At 70.7% G+C, this 14,770-nt stretch carries 12 protein-coding genes and 1 riboswitch; of the genes, 8 read left to right on the top strand and 4 right to left on the bottom strand.

What is annotated here, in order from left to right; translation table 11 throughout:
• Positions 1–20 precede the first annotated feature (20 nt).
• The 3 genes from ACH4S7_RS14320 to ACH4S7_RS14310 all read left to right on the top strand — a co-directional run bounded on the left by ACH4S7_RS14320 (position 21) and on the right by ACH4S7_RS14310 (position 4,594).
• Positions 21–566, top strand: a complete 546-nt coding sequence (locus ACH4S7_RS14320) for a MarR family winged helix-turn-helix transcriptional regulator (protein WP_398521457.1) — start codon at positions 21–23, stop codon at positions 564–566.
• A gap of 251 nt (positions 567–817) precedes the next feature.
• Positions 818–2,884 (top strand): transglycosylase domain-containing protein, encoded by a 2,067-nt coding sequence (locus ACH4S7_RS14315; RefSeq protein WP_398521456.1) that lies wholly within the window; start codon positions 818–820, stop codon positions 2,882–2,884.
• A 258-nt stretch (positions 2,885–3,142) separates the two neighbouring features.
• Positions 3,143–4,594 carry a Dyp-type peroxidase gene (locus ACH4S7_RS14310; protein WP_398521455.1) on the top strand — a complete coding sequence of 484 codons (1,452 nt, stop codon included), beginning with the start codon at positions 3,143–3,145 and terminating at the stop codon, positions 4,592–4,594.
• Between the two features lie 109 nt (positions 4,595–4,703).
• Here ACH4S7_RS14310 and ACH4S7_RS14305 read toward each other — a convergent pair whose 3' ends face one another.
• Positions 4,704–5,651, bottom strand: a complete 948-nt coding sequence (locus ACH4S7_RS14305) for a GlxA family transcriptional regulator (RefSeq protein WP_398521454.1) — start codon at positions 5,649–5,651, stop codon at positions 4,704–4,706.
• 70 nt (positions 5,652–5,721) lie between these two features.
• On the opposite strand from ACH4S7_RS14305, the gene ACH4S7_RS14300 reads away from it, so the two are divergent.
• The 3 genes from ACH4S7_RS14300 (at position 5,722) to ACH4S7_RS14290 (ending at position 7,812) form a co-directional block, all read left to right on the top strand.
• Complete coding sequence (locus tag ACH4S7_RS14300; protein WP_398521453.1) at positions 5,722–6,054, top strand: cupin domain-containing protein; 333 nt, start codon at positions 5,722–5,724, stop codon at positions 6,052–6,054.
• 152 nt (positions 6,055–6,206) lie between these two features.
• The gene (locus ACH4S7_RS14295) at positions 6,207–6,680 is read left to right on the top strand and encodes a carboxymuconolactone decarboxylase family protein (RefSeq protein WP_398521452.1); all 474 of its coding nucleotides are present in this window, start codon (positions 6,207–6,209) and stop codon (positions 6,678–6,680) included.
• 259 nt (positions 6,681–6,939) lie between these two features.
• The gene (locus ACH4S7_RS14290) at positions 6,940–7,812 is read left to right on the top strand and encodes an alpha/beta fold hydrolase (RefSeq protein ID WP_398521451.1); all 873 of its coding nucleotides are present in this window, start codon (positions 6,940–6,942) and stop codon (positions 7,810–7,812) included.
• Positions 7,813–7,899: 87 nt separating this feature from the next.
• On the opposite strand, the gene ACH4S7_RS14285 is transcribed toward ACH4S7_RS14290, so the two are convergent.
• The gene (locus ACH4S7_RS14285) at positions 7,900–9,273 is read right to left on the bottom strand and encodes an MFS transporter (protein WP_398521450.1); all 1,374 of its coding nucleotides are present in this window, start codon (positions 9,271–9,273) and stop codon (positions 7,900–7,902) included.
• A gap of 260 nt (positions 9,274–9,533) precedes the next feature.
• On the opposite strand from ACH4S7_RS14285, the gene ACH4S7_RS14280 reads away from it, so the two are divergent.
• The gene (locus ACH4S7_RS14280; protein ID WP_398521449.1) at positions 9,534–10,505 is read left to right on the top strand and encodes a sugar-binding transcriptional regulator; all 972 of its coding nucleotides are present in this window, start codon (positions 9,534–9,536) and stop codon (positions 10,503–10,505) included.
• A gap of 55 nt (positions 10,506–10,560) precedes the next feature.
• The gene (locus ACH4S7_RS14275) at positions 10,561–11,199 is read left to right on the top strand and encodes a class II aldolase/adducin family protein (protein ID WP_398521448.1); all 639 of its coding nucleotides are present in this window, start codon (positions 10,561–10,563) and stop codon (positions 11,197–11,199) included.
• A gap of 305 nt (positions 11,200–11,504) precedes the next feature.
• Here ACH4S7_RS14275 and ACH4S7_RS14270 read toward each other — a convergent pair whose 3' ends face one another.
• Positions 11,505–12,512 carry an NAD(P)-dependent oxidoreductase gene (locus ACH4S7_RS14270; RefSeq protein WP_398521447.1) on the bottom strand — a complete coding sequence of 336 codons (1,008 nt, stop codon included), beginning with the start codon at positions 12,510–12,512 and terminating at the stop codon, positions 11,505–11,507.
• The gene (locus ACH4S7_RS14265) at positions 12,509–14,104 is read right to left on the bottom strand and encodes an FGGY family carbohydrate kinase (protein ID WP_398521446.1); all 1,596 of its coding nucleotides are present in this window, start codon (positions 14,102–14,104) and stop codon (positions 12,509–12,511) included. Before ACH4S7_RS14265 ends, ACH4S7_RS14270 begins: the two co-directional genes overlap by 4 nt.
• Before the next feature lie 289 nt (positions 14,105–14,393).
• Positions 14,394–14,613: riboswitch (cobalamin riboswitch) on the top strand.
• The last annotated feature ends 157 nt before the right edge of the window (positions 14,614–14,770 follow it).

The raw sequence follows: 14,770 nt of genomic DNA, 5'->3' as shown, positions 1-14,770 counted from the left end.
AAACAATTTTTGGAGGGGCGATGAGCCTGCAGAACCGCGCCGATTCGGCTGAGCTCCGGGCCCCGAAAGTCGCCGGCACCGGCCAGGAGGCGCCCAAGGAGGCATCTCCGTCCCGGCCGCTCAACCGCACCGAGCGGGCCGCCTGGCTCGGACTCCTCGCCACCCATCTGCGACTCCTGCGCACCCTCGACACGGAGCTGGTGGCGGCCGAGCGCCTTCCGATGTCGTCCTTCGAGGTCCTGCTGACCCTGGCCGAAGCGCCCGGGGGGCATCTGCGGATGAAGGACATCGCCGCGTCCCTGCTGATCAGCCGCAGCGGACTCACCCGCATCGTGGACGACCTCGAACGCCAGGGCCTCGTCGAGCGGCGCAAGTGCTCCTCCGACGCCCGGGGCTTCGACGCCGTGCTCACCGACGCCGGCACCCGGGCGTACCGGCGTGCGCGCAAGGTGCACCTCACCAACCTCCGGAGCGAGTTCCTCGACAAGCTCACCCCGGAGCAGCTCACGGCGCTCAGTGACATCTGGCGCACGGTCGGTTTCGACGATTCCGCCAACGCCTGCTGACCGACGGACTTCCTCCGCCATTCGGGCCGTGTCTCCCCCTGCCGGCGCCACCGGAACGCACCGAGAGCGGTGTACGGGTCCCCGCACGCCAACTGGGTTCCAGCCCGCGCGAGTCGGGTGGATCGAGCCTCGCGGTAAATATGAATATCCTGTGAACGAGTCAACCGTGTCCGCTGTCTGACCATCATCCCGGCCGAGCCCGTCACCGTGTCGAAAGTGATGGGTCGTGATCCAGGAGGTCCGCGTACCACATGAGGCTGCTCCGCAATCGTCGCGCGAACCGCGCGGGAAACCCCGAGCGGAAGGAAGGCTCGAAGCACGCGCGCCGTCCTGCCGGCAGGGCGAAGAGGCGCAGGAGAGCCGCTCGGACGGTCCGTCGCCTCCGCATCGACTTCCCCAGGAGCGGCCGCCGGGGGTGGCGGCGCTGGACGCCTTCCTGGAAGCTGACCTCCGGCCTGTTCCTGTTCTCCGTCGGCGCCCTCGCCGGCCTCTTCACGGTCGTCTACATACAGGTGGAGATCCCGAACGCGCACGACTCCGCGCGCCGGCAGGCCACCGTCTACTACTGGGCGGACGGGAGCCGGATGGTGGGTGTGGGTGATGTGAACCGACAGGACGTCACGCTCTCCCAGGTGCCCGAGTCCGTCCAGCGCGCCGTCATCGCGGCGGAGAACGCGGACTTCTACGACGACTCCGGCGTCTCGGTGATGGGTATCGCCCGTGCGGCCGTCAATATCGTCAAGGGTAAGGAGACCCAGGGCGGTTCCACGATCACCCAGCAGTACGTGAAGAACACCTATCTGAGCCAGGACCAGACCGTCCAGCGCAAGGTCAAGGAACTCTTCCTCTCCCTGAAGGTCAGCAATCAGCGGCCCAAGGAGGAGGTTCTCGAGGGGTATCTCAACACCTCCTGGTTCGGCCGTGACGCGTACGGCATACAGGCCGCCTCGTACGCGTACTACGGCATCCCCGCCAAGGAGTTGGACCCCGCTCAAGGCGCCCTGCTGGCCACCGTCCTCAAAGGCGCGGAGAGCTTCGACCCGTCGCTCAGCGCCGCCAATCGCCGACGGGCCGAGGACCGCTGGAGCTGGATTCTGGACCGTCGGGTCGAGACGGGGTCGCTGAGTGCCAAGGAGCGCGCGAAGTACACGAAGTTCCCCGAGCCGAAGCCACCCGTCAAGCCGACCAGTCAGGCCGGGCAGATCGGCTATCTCGTGGACATCACCAACAAGTACATCAAGAGCCGGAGCGGGCTCACGGAAAAGGATCTCGCCGGTGGCGGCTACCGCGTCCACACCACCTTCGAGAAGCCGAAGGTGCTCGCGCTGACCAAGGCCGTCGAGAAGGTGCGCGCGGACCACCTGAACCCGAAGGTGCGCGCGGACGACAACCATGTGCAGGTCGGCGCCGCCTCCGTACGTCCCAAGGACGGAGCGATCGTCGCGGTCTACGGTGGCTCGGACGCGATCAAGCACTTCAGCAACAACGCGGACACCTCGGGCGTGCCCGCCGCCTCGGCGTTCAAGCCCTTCGTGTTCGCCGCCGCTCTGGAGCAGCAGCTCGCGGACCGGGCACGCTCCATCGCCGACTCCGATGCCGGTGCCCTGCGGCCCAGTCAGTCGGGGGTGCCGTCGTTCATGTCCCTGGACCTCTACTCGTCCCTGGTCGACTCGGACCACACGCCGTTCGTGCAGGCCGGCAAGGAGATCGGGCTGAAGGAGGTCAAAGAGCTCGCTGTCGCGTCGGGGCTGCGCGAGGAGAGCATGGCCAAGCTGGAGCCGACCTTCTCGATCGGCACCTCCACTCCCAGCGCCGTTCGACTGGCCAGTGCCTATACGACCTTCATCAACGAGGGCCGGGCCACCGAGCCCTACTCGGTGACCAGGGTCGAGCGGGACGGCGTCGTGGTGGACGGCTTCGACCTGCGTGAGAAACGCCGGGCGATGCGCCCCGAGGTCGCCGCGATCGTCGGCGCGGCGCTCAGCGAGGTGGGCCGGCAGACCGCCGGATCGACGAAGGGCCAGGGCGGCGGCCACATTCCGCCCTGGGCGGGTGTCACGGGGCCGAACGACCGGATGAAATCGGCCTGGTTCATCGGCGCGACGAAGGAACTGAGCACCTCGGTCACGATGTTCCGGACGAAGCCCGATGTGCCGAACCTGCTGCCCATGCAGGGGGTGGGCGGCCCCGATTCCGAGCGGGGGAGCGCCTTCCCGCCGCTGATCTGGGCGGCCTACCACCAGGCGGCGGTGCCTCCGCAGTCCCCTCCGCCGTCCCCCGCCACCGGTCCCGAGGGCCCGTTCGGTACGGGTTCCTGAGGCGGGGCGCCGCTGGGTTCATACGGCCGGGCCCCCAGCCGGGGGCTACCGGTCACGGGTGGTGGTCACCGGTATGGCCCTGCCGTCAGGCGGCAGGGCATTTCATCTGATATGTCTTGGTTTCCAGATGGTCCGAGGACACGGGCACCGCGCTGTGCGCCCGTGTCCTCGGCATGACCGGACCCGGCTGCCCCGGCGCACCCGCCGTTCCCGGCACGAGACCCGGCACAAGACCCGTCCCAGAGCAAGGAGTGCAGCATGGTCACGGCCCCGACCCGCCCCACGATCGCTCCGGAGGCGGAGCGACTGCCCACCCCGCCACTGCGGCTGTCCCGGGAGATCCAGGGCAATGTCCTGGCCGCTTTCAACAAGGACTACATGACCTTCCGCCATCTGCGGTTCCCGGACGCGACCCGCGGACGGGGATGGCTCTCGGCGATGCTGAACACCGTGGCGGTCACCGCCGAAGTGGAGCACTTCAACGAGGAGTTCTCGGTCTCCCGCCGCGCCTACGGCCATGACCCGGCCAAGGTCGCGACCTGGGTGGGGCTGTCCCTCACCTACCAGGGGCTGCTGGCGGTCGCGGCCCAGCCGGACCAGGTCACCAAGGACCTGGGCGCCTTCGAGGCGCTGCGGGCGGGCGCCGAAGGGCGGGCCGGGATCGTGGGCGACGACCCGGCGGAGTGGCAGTTCGGTACGGGTAAGAGCACCGTGCACGCCGTCGTGCTGATCGCCGCGGACACCAGGGCGGACCTGGAGGAGAAGCTGCTGAAGATCTCCGCGGCCGAGAAGGCCCACGGCATGGTCCTGGTGCGCCAGGATCACGGCGAGACCCTGCCGGGCGAGCTCCGCGGACACGAGCACTTCGGCTTCAAGGACGGGGTCTCCCAGCCCGGGGTCAGTCAGTTCCATCGCGAGGACCCCCGGAAGCCCGGCTACCGCGAGAACCGGCTGGGGTCCGAGCTGATCGCCCCCGGCGAGTTCGTCTTCGGATACCCGTGCGAGAAGAGCAGTAAGAACCGCACCGGGCCGGCCTGGATGAAGGACGGTTCGTTCCAGGTCGTGCGGCGTCTGCATCAGGACGTGGCGGGCTGGCGAGCCGCCGTGGCCGATGAGGCGAAGAACTTCAGTCCGCCGCTGGACTACGACGGGCTCGCCGCCTGCCTGGTCGGCCGGAAGCCGGACGGCAGCCCGCTGGCCAGGCCGTCCGACCCGGTGGTCGGGATCGGCGGCGACCAGAACAACTTCGACTACCTGAACGACCCGCGCGGTTATGACACGCCCTGTGCGTCACACATCCGCAAGACCAACCCGCGCGACGCCGATCGGACCAGTGAGCCGCGCAGCCACCGCATGTTGCGCCGCGGCACCTCGTACGGCGCTCCACTGGCACCGGGCAAGCCCGATGACGGCCAGGAGCGCGGTCTGCTGTTCGTCTGTTATGGCACGTCGTTCGACGAGCAGTTCGAGCACGTCCAGGCGAAATGGGCCAACACCGCCGACTTCACGCCCGGCGAGGCCGGGGCGCCCACCGGCGTGGACAACGTCTGCGGCGAGGCCGGCGAGGCGGCGTTCGCACTGGGCGAGAACGGCCCGCGGGGCACGGTGAACATGCGGTCCTTCCTCAAGACCACGGGCATGGTGTACGCCTTCACACCGTCCATCTCCACCCTCCGACTGCTCGCCGAGGGCGCGCCGCTGCCCCGGTAGCCCGCACCGCACCGTTGCCCCCCGGACCTCGCGCGCGTGCGCGGCCGTGACGGGCGGTCGTGGTACGGGGTGAGCGGAATCCGGCCCCATGGCGGGCTGCGGAAGGCTGTCACGGGCCGGCCCGGAACGCCCGACGGTAGGCGCCGGGTGTCGTCCCCAGGGCACGGAGGAAGCGCCTGCGGAGGTTGGTGGCCGAGGAGAGACCGACCCGGCGGGCGATCGAGTCCAACGGGAGGTCGGAGGATTCCAATAGTTCCCGGGCGGTGGCTATGCGCTGGGCGAGTAGCCACTGCCCCGGGCTCGTGCCGAGCTGCTGGGCGAACCGGCGGGCGAGCGTACGCGCGGAGACGCCGGTGTGCGCGGCCAACTCCTCGACCGTCAGGGGTTCGGCGAGCCGCCCGGTCATCCACTCCAGCAGGGGCGCCAACGAACCGTCGATCTGGGTGGGGTGCGGCGGCGCCGCGTACGGTGACTGCCCGCCCTCGCGGTGGGGCGGCATGACCATGTTCCGGGCGACGTGCGCGGCGTAACCGGCGCCCTGGTCCGCGCGCACCAGGTGGAGGCACAGGTCGATGCCGGCCCCGGAGCCCGCGCTGGTCGACACGGAGCCGTGGTCCACGTACAGCACCGTCGGGTCGACCTTGACGGCCGGGAAGCGGGCGGCCAGCCTGTCCGCCAGCGCCCAGTGCGTGGTCGCCAGCAGCCCGTCCAACAGTCCGGCGTGCGCCAGCGCAAAGGCGCCGGAGCAGATGCTGACCACCCGCGCTCCGCGGCCGTGCGCGCGGCGCAGGGCCCGGACGACCGCGGGGGACGGGGCCTCCTCGGTGAGCGGCCACCCCGGGACGACCACGGTGTCCGCCCGGTCGAGCCCGTCCAGCCCGTCGACGACGAGCATGTCGTACCCCGCGAGCGTCGGGACCGCCCCGGGGTGCTCCGTGCACACGCTGAACGCGTACCGCATCGGAACCTCTCGCCTCGCGATCCCGAACACGTCCGCCGCGCAGCCGAGTTCGAAGGTCGACTGCGGTGGGTGGACCAGTGCCACTACCTGATGCATGGCAGGAAAGTACCTCAGGACGTCATTTCTGACACTCGGTTTGGCGAGAGCGAGCGGAGAGGCTTGCGCCATGACAACAGAGCAGAACATGCCCGACTACGTGTGGTCCGCCGTGCGCGACGCACCGGTCCGCGAACTCTTCCCCGGTATCCGGCTCCGCTCGCTGTGGAGCGGGGAGAACGGTGCGACGGCCCATGTGTTGGAGATGGACCCGCACTCGCGCTGGGAGGGGGTGGATGTCCATGACCCGGGCCCCGAGGAGGTCTTCGTGCTGTCCGGCGTCTTCAACGACGGCGGCCGGGACTACCCCGCTGGCACCTTCATCCACGCCCCCGCGGGTTCCTCGCACATCCCGCAGACGACGACGGGGTGCACACTGTTCCTCTTCTACCCCGCGGGCTAGGGCGGGTCTGACGGATCCTTCTGGGCTCGTGCGCCCCGGCACTGCACCTCGCCGCCGATGGGGAGACGCAGGTCACATCCGTGGATGTCACAGGAGGGCGGGGCCGCTCCGTCTCAGGTGTGTAGTCACTGACGACCACGGAGGAGCACACCATGAACGCGCGACTGAAGGACTTCACCGGCCCGACCGGCGGCAAGGTCATCAAGCACCTCATGTCGGCGGGCAGGGCGGTCAGGGAATCGTCGGTGCCGACCGCGACGCAGGAGTTGGTGGCGCTGCGCGTGAGCCAGATCAATGGCTGCGCCGTCTGCGTCGATATGCACACCAAAGAGGCCGCCGCTGCCGGAGAGACCCCGGTGCGGCTGAATCTGGTGGTGGCGTGGCGGGAGGCCACGGTCTTCAGTGAGGCCGAGCGGGCCGCGCTGGAGTTGGCGGAGCAGGGCACCCGGGTCGCGGACGGGGCGGTCGGGGTCACCGACGAGGTGTGGGCGAACGCCGCCAAGCACTATGACGAGGAGCAGCTCACCGCCCTGGTGGTCCATATCTCCTTCATGAACATGGTGAACCGGATGAACGCGATCACCCGGCAGCCGGCCGGCGACTACGAGATCGGGCGGTTCGGCTGACGCGACGGTACGAGCGCGAGTCACGCCTACGCGTAGGGGCGACCGGGCCCGGGCTTCGGCGCCCGGGCCCTCGATCGCGGTCGGTCCGTCCGTGGGCGGTGGGGCCCCTGTCGGCACATTCGTTGTCGGCAGGGGCCCCTGTGCTCCCTGTATGCCCCTGTTGCACCGAGGGGGGGGCACCCCAATTCGCTTGCGAGACGAGCCGTATCGTCTAATATGAAGGAGACTCGTGGGGAACTCATAGGAGAGGAGCGACGGCATGGAGCACTTCATCGAGGTGGCGCCCGGAACACGTCTGTGGGTGGAGGAGCGTGGCGCCCCCGATGCGCCTCCGCTGCTGCTGATCATGGGCGCGCAGGCATCCGGTGTGGGCTGGCCGGACGAGTTGGTGGACCTGCTGGCCGCCCACCACCGGGTGATCCGCTACGACCACCGCGACACCGGCCGGTCCACCTGGCCCTTCGAGCAGCGTCCGTACGCCGTTGTCGATCTCGCCGCGGACGCGGTCGCGGTGCTGGACGGCCTCGGTGTCGAACGCGCCCACGTGGTCGGGCTGTCGCTGGGTGGCATGTTGGCCCAGCTTCTGATCGCCGATCATCCCGACCGGCTGTTCAGTGCGACCCTCATCGGCACCTGTGCGCTCAGCACCGTTCCCTATGTCCACCCGGACGGTACGCGGACCGAGCCCGGCGAACTCCCCGGCATCGCCCCCCAGCTGTTGGAGATGTGGGCCCGGACCGTGGAGGACCGGGGACTGGAAGCCGAACTGGACCGGCGGGTCGAGCACTGGCGGGTGCTGGCGGGCGAGCAGCTCCCTTTCGACGCCGAGCGCACCCGTGCCGTGGAGCGGAAGATCATCGAGCACACCGGGCACTACGCCACCAGCACCGCACACGGCCGTGCGGACACTGCCGGGATGGACCGCACCAGGGAACTCGCCGAGACCGATGTGCCCGCACTCGTCGTCTCCGCCCCGGCCGAACCGGTCTTTCCCCCGCCGCATCCGCAGCATCTCGCGCAGGCGGTCCGCGGCGCCCGTGTCGTCGAGATCCCGGGCATGGGCCATGCGCTGCCTCAGGAGGTCCTCGCCCCGCTCGCCACCGCGATCCTGGCGCACACCGCCGGGCGCTGACATCCGGCCCGCCTGGATCGGGGCGCGCATCGGGGCCGGCCGCTGATGCGGCCGGCCCCGACACCGGTCATCCGTGGTTCGGAGGGCTCAATCCGCCCGCCGCGCAGCCACCGGCACCCCGGCCGTCTCTCCGGCCCCCGGCGGGAGCGAGGCGTCGGACTCACTCGGATGCATCGGTGCGGACTCCGGGCGAGGATCGTCGGTTGGCGCCGGTTCCTTGAGGTAGAAGGTGAGGACGAGGCCGACCAGATAGACGGAGGCGATGACCCAGACGGTGCCCTCGATGCCGATCGGGCCGACGAGCCCGGCGATGGCCGATCCGGCGAACTGGCTCACTCCGGCGCCCAGGTTGAGGATGGCGACCGCGCCCGCGATGTGGCGGGGGGCGAGCAGCGGCATGATCGCGGACAGTGGTACGAATGCGCCGAGTGCCAGCCCGTAGACGATGGCCACGGCGAGGGTGACGCCGAAGTTGGGGCCGACCGCCTCGGGTACGTAATACAGCGCGAGTACGGTCACGAAGCAGCCGAGACCACCGGCCCAGGCGACGGTGTTGACGCTGCCGATCCAGCCGGCGACATAGCCGGAGAGGAGATTGGCCGCGACGTTGGCGAGCAGCATGGTGCCCCAGATGGTCTGCCACTGCGCCGTGGAGAAGCCGACGTCGTTGACCATGTGGGAGGTCAGGAACACCACGAAGGCGTAGAACGAAAGGGTGTTGATCAGGCGGACCACGCCTCCGACGCCCACGCGGGGGTGGGTCTTGACGATGGTGAGCGCGCCGAACATCTTGGCCACGGACTCCTTGGTGGACTCCGGGGGCTTGGTGACGACCCTGGCCCGGACGAGGAAGACCACCAGCAGGCCGCCGGCGCCGACGAAGGCGAGGGAGAGCCAGAGGGTCGCCATCTCGCCGATCACGGGGATGACCGCACCCGCGAAGTAGGAGCTGATGACACCGAGACCCATGGTGGAGGCGAACCAGTACCAACTGACCGCGCGGTTGAGCTTGTCGCCCGGGGTCTCCATGGCGATCCAGACGAGGAAGCCGTACGCGAAGAAGGGGTAGCCCAGCCCGCGGATGCCGAAGGTGAGGAGCATCAGCGGGTAGTTGCCGGCGGCGACGCCCACGGTCAGGAAGAGGACCTCGAAGACCGCCCAGATCCCGAGCCCCAGCAGCATGACCCGGCGGGGGCCCCATGCCTCGGCGAGTGCGCCGGAGAGCCAGGCGGCGACGGCGACGACGAATCCGTAGACCGTCCAGAGCAGGGCGACCTCGCTGCCGGAGAGTCCGCGCGACTCCAGGTAGGGCGAGAGGAATCCGACTTCGATGCCGTCGCCGACCATGAAGAGCATCACGGCGAGGAAGCCGAAGGCGAGCGGGCGGACGATCCCCTGCCGTTCCAGGAATCCGGGGCGGGTCGCGACCGCGTCGGCGGTGGGTGGGGGCGAGGTGGGCATGTGTCCTCCGGCGTGCACAGCAGACGCGTGAACATCTGATCAATATTCGAACCAAAGTGCATGTAATATGAGTGGCACCCCGGTGGCTGTCAAGCCTTGGGCGTCACCTCCGCACGGGGGTGCCGCGGCGATCGCTCCCCCTGGTCAGCGGCCCCTCGACGGACACGGAGAAGCCGGCGCGGGGAAGCCGACGCGGAGAAGTCGGCACGGGAAGGCCGGAGCGGAGACGCCGGCGCGGGCAGGATCCGAACGGAGGACCGATGGAGAGAGCAGTTGGTCAGAAGAAACCGCCGCTGGGAAAGATCGCGCGGCTCTACTACGAGCACGGTCTGACCCACCAAGAGATCGCCGATCTGTGCGGGCTCTCCCGGATCAAGGTCACCCGGCTGCTGGCGGAGGCCCGCCGGGTCGGCATCGTGGAGATCACGGTGCACAGCCAGGACCATCTGTTCGTGGGCCTGGAATCGGCTCTGGCACACGCCTACCCCCTGCGTCAGGCATGGGTCGGACCGAGCTTCGAGGACGAGGCAAGGGCCGCCCACTCGCTGGGGGCGCTGGCCGCGGACTGCGTCGGCGCCTTCCTCGACGAGGGCACGACCATCGCGGTCGGACTGTCGGGGTCGGTCGCCTCGATCCCCGAGCATCTGCGCCGGACAGCGGCCGCGGACGTGAACTTCGTCCCCCTCACCGGAAGCAAGGGCGGCATCTCCCGAGCCGCCAGTTCGCACGAGCTGGCCCTCGCCTTCGCCGCTGCCACGGGCGGGCACGCCTACCACCTCCCCGCTCCCCTCCTGGCGCGCACCACCCGGGCTGCCCAGGTCTGGCGCGAGGACCCGGCCGTCCAGGAGACGCTGGAGCGGGCGGTCTCGGCGGATGTGCTGATCGCCGGGATCGGCGGTACGACCGCCGACGCCGGCCTGCTCGTCCAGGGCCTGAGCGCCGCCGAGCTGGCGGGCATCCGCGAGCGGGGCGGAGTCGGCGACATCTCCGGCCGCTTCTTCGACGCGGACGGCGCCGCGGTGCCGGGTGAGGTGGACGAGCGGCTCATCGGACTGAGCCTGGAACAGCTCCGCGCCGTGCCCGTCCGGATCGGCGTCGCCCGGGGGGCGGCCAAGCGGGAGGCCCTGGAGGTCGCGCTGCGCCAGGGCCTCGTCAACGTCCTGGTGACCGACGTCGGCACCGCCGAGGAACTGCTCGCGGCCGCCGACGCCACACCGGGCACGCCCTCATGAACACACCAGCGGTCATACCGACCGACGGCCCTGCCGTCGTACGAAAGGACATGATGTGAAGCCGGTTCATACCCGCGAGGACCTGTGTGAGCGGCTGGCCGAGGTCGGCCGGCTCGCCGTGGAACGCGGACTGGTGCTCGCCAGCGGGGGAAACCTGTCGGCGCGACTGCCCGGCAGCGATGAATTCGTTGTCACCGGCGCGGGCACCTGGCTGGACCGTCTGGAGGTGGCGGACTTCACCGTGATGACGGTGGCCTCGGGCGAGCGTACGGGGGGCGCGGCGAAGCCGTCCAGCGAGTGGAAGCTGCACCAGCGGACCTATCAGGTGCGCCCGGACGTCAATTGCGTGGTGCACCTCCATCCCCAGCACGCGGTCCTCCTCGACGCGATCGGGGCGCCGATCCGGCTGATCACCCTCGACCACGCCTACTACGTCCGCTCCGTTGGCACGGTGCCCTACCACCCGAACGGCTCCGACGAACTCGCCGACGCCTCCGCCGAGCAGGCGCTGCGCCACGACTGCATGGTCCTCTCCCACCACGGCTGCTCCTCGCTCGGTGCGGACATAGGCATGGCCTTCCGCCGCGCGATGAATCTGGAGGAGGCCGCGGTGGCGACCTACCGCGCTCTCGCCCTGGGCAACACCACGGCGGCCTTCCCGGCGGCGGAACTGGTGGCGCTGCACCACGCCTGACCGTCCGGCTCACTGCGACCGGCACGCCTGACCGTCCGGCCCGCCACGACCCGCGTCCGTGGCCGTGGCCGTCCCGCCCGCCACGAGGGGGCGGGCACCCGTACCACCGGGTGCCCGCCCCCTCGTCCGTGCACTCTCCTTCTCCTCGTACGAGCCTTCCGAGCCTTCCGCGCCCCCGCTTGAGACGCTCGCTCCGATGGTTGAACCGCCCCTTCACCCGGAAGCCCGCCCGTGCCTGACACGCCCGTGCCCGGACCCCCGCGTGCGGCAGGCGCGGGGTCCGGGCACGGGCGGAGTCCGGTGGGTCAGGAAGCGAGGTCCTTCGCGTTGGCGACGGCGGCCGGCGGTTCGCCACTGGCCCAGGCCCGGAGGGCGCGTTCGGCGATGCGGGAGTGTTCGGTGATGACATCGTCGGACGCGCCGCCGATGTGCGGGGTGAGCGTGACGTTGTCCAGCCGGAACAGCTCCGATTCGGCGGGCGGGGGCTCGGTCCAGAAGACATCCAGGCCCGCTCCGGCGATCCGCTTCTCGCGCAAGGCGGCCAGCAGCGCGTCCTCCGCCACGACGGCCGCCCGGCCAGCGTTGACCAGGTAGGCGTCGGGACGCATCAGAGCGATCTGCTCGGGGCCCACGAGCCCCACGGTCGAGTCGTTGAGGGGCACATGCACGGTGATGACGTCGGAGCGGCTCATGAGTTCGTCGAGGCCGACGATCTCGGCGTCGTCGCCGAGGTCCCCCGCCGCCAGGAAGGGGTCGTAGACCAACACGGTCATGCCGAACGCCAGCGCGCGGCGCATCACCCGGCGGCCGATGGCGCCGCCACCGAGGATGCCCAGGGTGCGCCCGCCGAGGCCGATCCCACGGAAGCGGGTGTAGGGCTCGAAGATGTCGTCGGCGTGCCAGTTTCCGGCCCGCATCCAGCGCTCCGCCGCCCCGGTGTGGCGCACGGTGGACAGGATGAGGGTGAAGGCGAGATCGGCGGTGATCTCGGCGTTGCGCGCCGGGGTGGTCGCCACCGGTATGCCCCGGCTGGTGCAGGCGGGCAGGTCGACGTTGACCGGGCTGGCCCGGCAGGTGACGACGAACTTCAGCGCCGGCGCCGCGTCCAGGGCCGCCTGGTCGACCTTGTCGACCTCGCAGACGACCGCGTCGGCCACGGCGAGCCGGTCGGCGAGCTCGGGCCGGGCGAGGGAAGCGCCCGCCATCGACGGCTCCACGGTCTCGACGTCGAACAGACCGGCCAGCCGTTCGGCCGCGGCCGGGTCGAAGGGCGCGGTGATGAGCAGCCGCGGGCGCGGTGACGCACTGGTCACAGGGATTCCATTCCATCGGCGCCGGGCGCCGACTCGCTAGGGTCGGTAGGGGGAGAAGAGGGCGGTGACGCCTCGGTCAGCGTCCGCAGGTCACGCAGGGAGGGCCAGACGGGACGGAGCGCGTCCCGGGCGGCGGCGAAGGTACGCGCCTGCCGGTCGTGCAGATCCCGTACGACGGGGTCGGGCCGGAAGGTGTGGGTGGCGGCCGGTGGAGCCAGCAGGGCGAGCGCGGTGTCGAGGTCCTCGGTCACCCCACCGGCGACCATGGCCAGCGCGGCCACCCCGCGGGCTCCCAGCTCAGGTGCGGTGGAGCGCTCCACCGGCCGGCCGGTGACATCGGCCACCACCTGGCAGAGCAGGTCCGACGACGCCGATCCGCCGGTGATCCGCAGCGCCCGCCCGTCGACCGGTTCGTCCAGACACTCGCGCAGGGTGAGGGCGATCCCCTCGTAGACGGCGCGCACCAGTTGCCCGGGGGTCGTCAGGACGCTCATTCCCACCCAGGCGGCGGAGGCGGCCGGGTCGACGAACGGGGCACGTTCCCCCTGGGGCGAACCGTAGGGGAGGTAGAGGACACCGCCGGCGCCCGGACCGGCGGCCCGCGCCGGGCGCTCCAGGTCCGGCCAGTCGCTGTCCGCCTGCCCGGTCACCGTGCGGACCCAGTCGAGGTTGGGCGCGCCCGCCATGGGGGCCAGGCATTCGAGGACGCTGCCCAGACCGGTCGCCAGCGTGATGCGTCCCTCGGCCCCGGGGCCGGACATGTGCGCCGGGCCGGCCCGGCGCACATTGGCCGCGAAGGCCGTGGTGCCGACGATGAGGTAGGCGTCGCCCGGCCGGACCGCGCCGAGGCCGACCCCGCCCGCGGCGGCGTCGACCAGTCCGGTGGCCACGGGGATCCCCTCGGGCAGGCCGGTGGCGCGCGCGGCCTCGGCGCCGACCGTGCCGGCCGGTGCGTGCGGTGGTCGTACGGGGGCGAGCAGATGCCGGAACCGCTGGTGTCCCACTCCCTCGATCAGGGCGTCGGAGTAGGCGCCGGTGGCGACGTCGAGGTAGGTGCGGGAGGCATCGGAGGCATCGGTGGCGATCTCCCCGGTCAGCCGGAAGCGTATCCAGTCCTTGCAGTTCAACTGGTGTACGGCCCGTGCCAACCGCTCGGGGTGATCGTCCTCCAACTGCTCCAGCAGCACCGGCAGCGCGCCGGGGAACAAGGCTGAGCCGGTGATGTCGCTTACCAGAGCACCGCGGCCGTCCTGTTCCCACCGGGCCACCCGGGCGGCGGCGGTGCCGTCCATCCAGATCGCCGCGGGGCCGCACGGGCGCCCGTCACCGTCCACCAGCCAGGCGCCGTCGCCCTGCCCGGTCACGCCCACCGCGACGATCTCGACACCGTCACCGGCGTCCCGCACGGCGGCCCGCACCGTGTCGCGGACCGCGGACCAGATCTCGTCCATGTCCTGTTCCACCCGGTCACCGTGGTGCGTGACCTTCAGCGGTACCCGTGACCGGCCGAGTTGCTCTCCGTCCCGGGCCAGGACAACGGCTTTGACCGCGGTGGTGCCGGCGTCGATGCCGACCACTGCCTGCCGAGTCACTGATGAACCTCCCACAACCGAAAAATGAACATTGGTTCGCTGGGCGATCCAAAGTGCAGCAAACCTAGGTGGCCCCCAGGCGGCAGTCAACCGATTCCGGTCGTGGGTGCGGTGCCGGCAGGCCGGGGAGCCTCGCGTACGGCCCGGCCGGCGGGAGGCTCCCCGGCCGCTTCCCGCCCACGCTTGAGCCGCTCCACCGCCACCGGGCGCCCGCCAACCCTGATTCCTCCGTGGCGCACATCACGGTCCGGAATGTGAACGGTGCTGACTGGGACCCCTCGGTGCCTCTAGGCTGCGGGGCACAGCTGGTTCGCCCTGCCCGCCAGGCAGACGCGTCGTAAGAGGGAACCCGGTGGAAATCCGGGACTGCCCCGCAGCGGTGAGCGGGAACGACCGCCGTCATACGCACTGGACCCCCTGGCGGGGTCTGGGAAGCGACGGCCAGTAGGTGTCTGCCTCGGTAGGCGTGCCCGCGAGTCCGAAGACCTGCCCGCTGTCCGCGTACGACCGATCGTGCGCGGCGATCCCGGTGACCTCGTGGGCAGGTTGGGGTGCCTCCGGACCATGTCCGGGGGAGTGCACATCAGGCGGACGGCCGCGCCCGGCGCGCGGCATCGGTCCGTCCGGTCTGTCACCCCTTCGCGTTCTCGTCCCGTCCCCGGGATC

Source organism: Streptomyces sp. NPDC020965, assembly GCF_044333555.1.
Taxonomy (GTDB): Bacteria; Actinomycetota; Actinomycetes; order Streptomycetales; family Streptomycetaceae; genus Streptomyces.
The sequence above is the reverse complement of the archived record's forward strand: the minus strand, read 5'-3'. Positions and strand labels throughout refer to the sequence as shown.

Excerpts from the sequence above, each read along its gene's own strand:
- ACH4S7_RS14290 (WP_398521451.1), top strand. The coding sequence starts at position 6,940 with ATGGAGCACTTCATCGAGGTGGCGCCCGGAACACGTCTGTGGGTGGAG.
- ACH4S7_RS14305 (WP_398521454.1), bottom strand. The coding sequence starts at position 5,651 with ATGCATCAGGTAGTGGCACTGGTCCACCCACCGCAGTCGACCTTCGAA.
- ACH4S7_RS14300 (WP_398521453.1), top strand. The coding sequence starts at position 5,722 with ATGACAACAGAGCAGAACATGCCCGACTACGTGTGGTCCGCCGTGCGC.
- ACH4S7_RS14315 (WP_398521456.1), top strand. The coding sequence starts at position 818 with ATGAGGCTGCTCCGCAATCGTCGCGCGAACCGCGCGGGAAACCCCGAG.
- ACH4S7_RS14280 (WP_398521449.1), top strand. The coding sequence starts at position 9,534 with ATGGAGAGAGCAGTTGGTCAGAAGAAACCGCCGCTGGGAAAGATCGCG.
- ACH4S7_RS14285 (WP_398521450.1), bottom strand. The coding sequence starts at position 9,273 with ATGCCCACCTCGCCCCCACCCACCGCCGACGCGGTCGCGACCCGCCCC.
- ACH4S7_RS14320 (WP_398521457.1), top strand. The coding sequence starts at position 21 with ATGAGCCTGCAGAACCGCGCCGATTCGGCTGAGCTCCGGGCCCCGAAA.
- ACH4S7_RS14310 (WP_398521455.1), top strand. The coding sequence starts at position 3,143 with ATGGTCACGGCCCCGACCCGCCCCACGATCGCTCCGGAGGCGGAGCGA.
- ACH4S7_RS14295 (WP_398521452.1), top strand. The coding sequence starts at position 6,207 with ATGAACGCGCGACTGAAGGACTTCACCGGCCCGACCGGCGGCAAGGTC.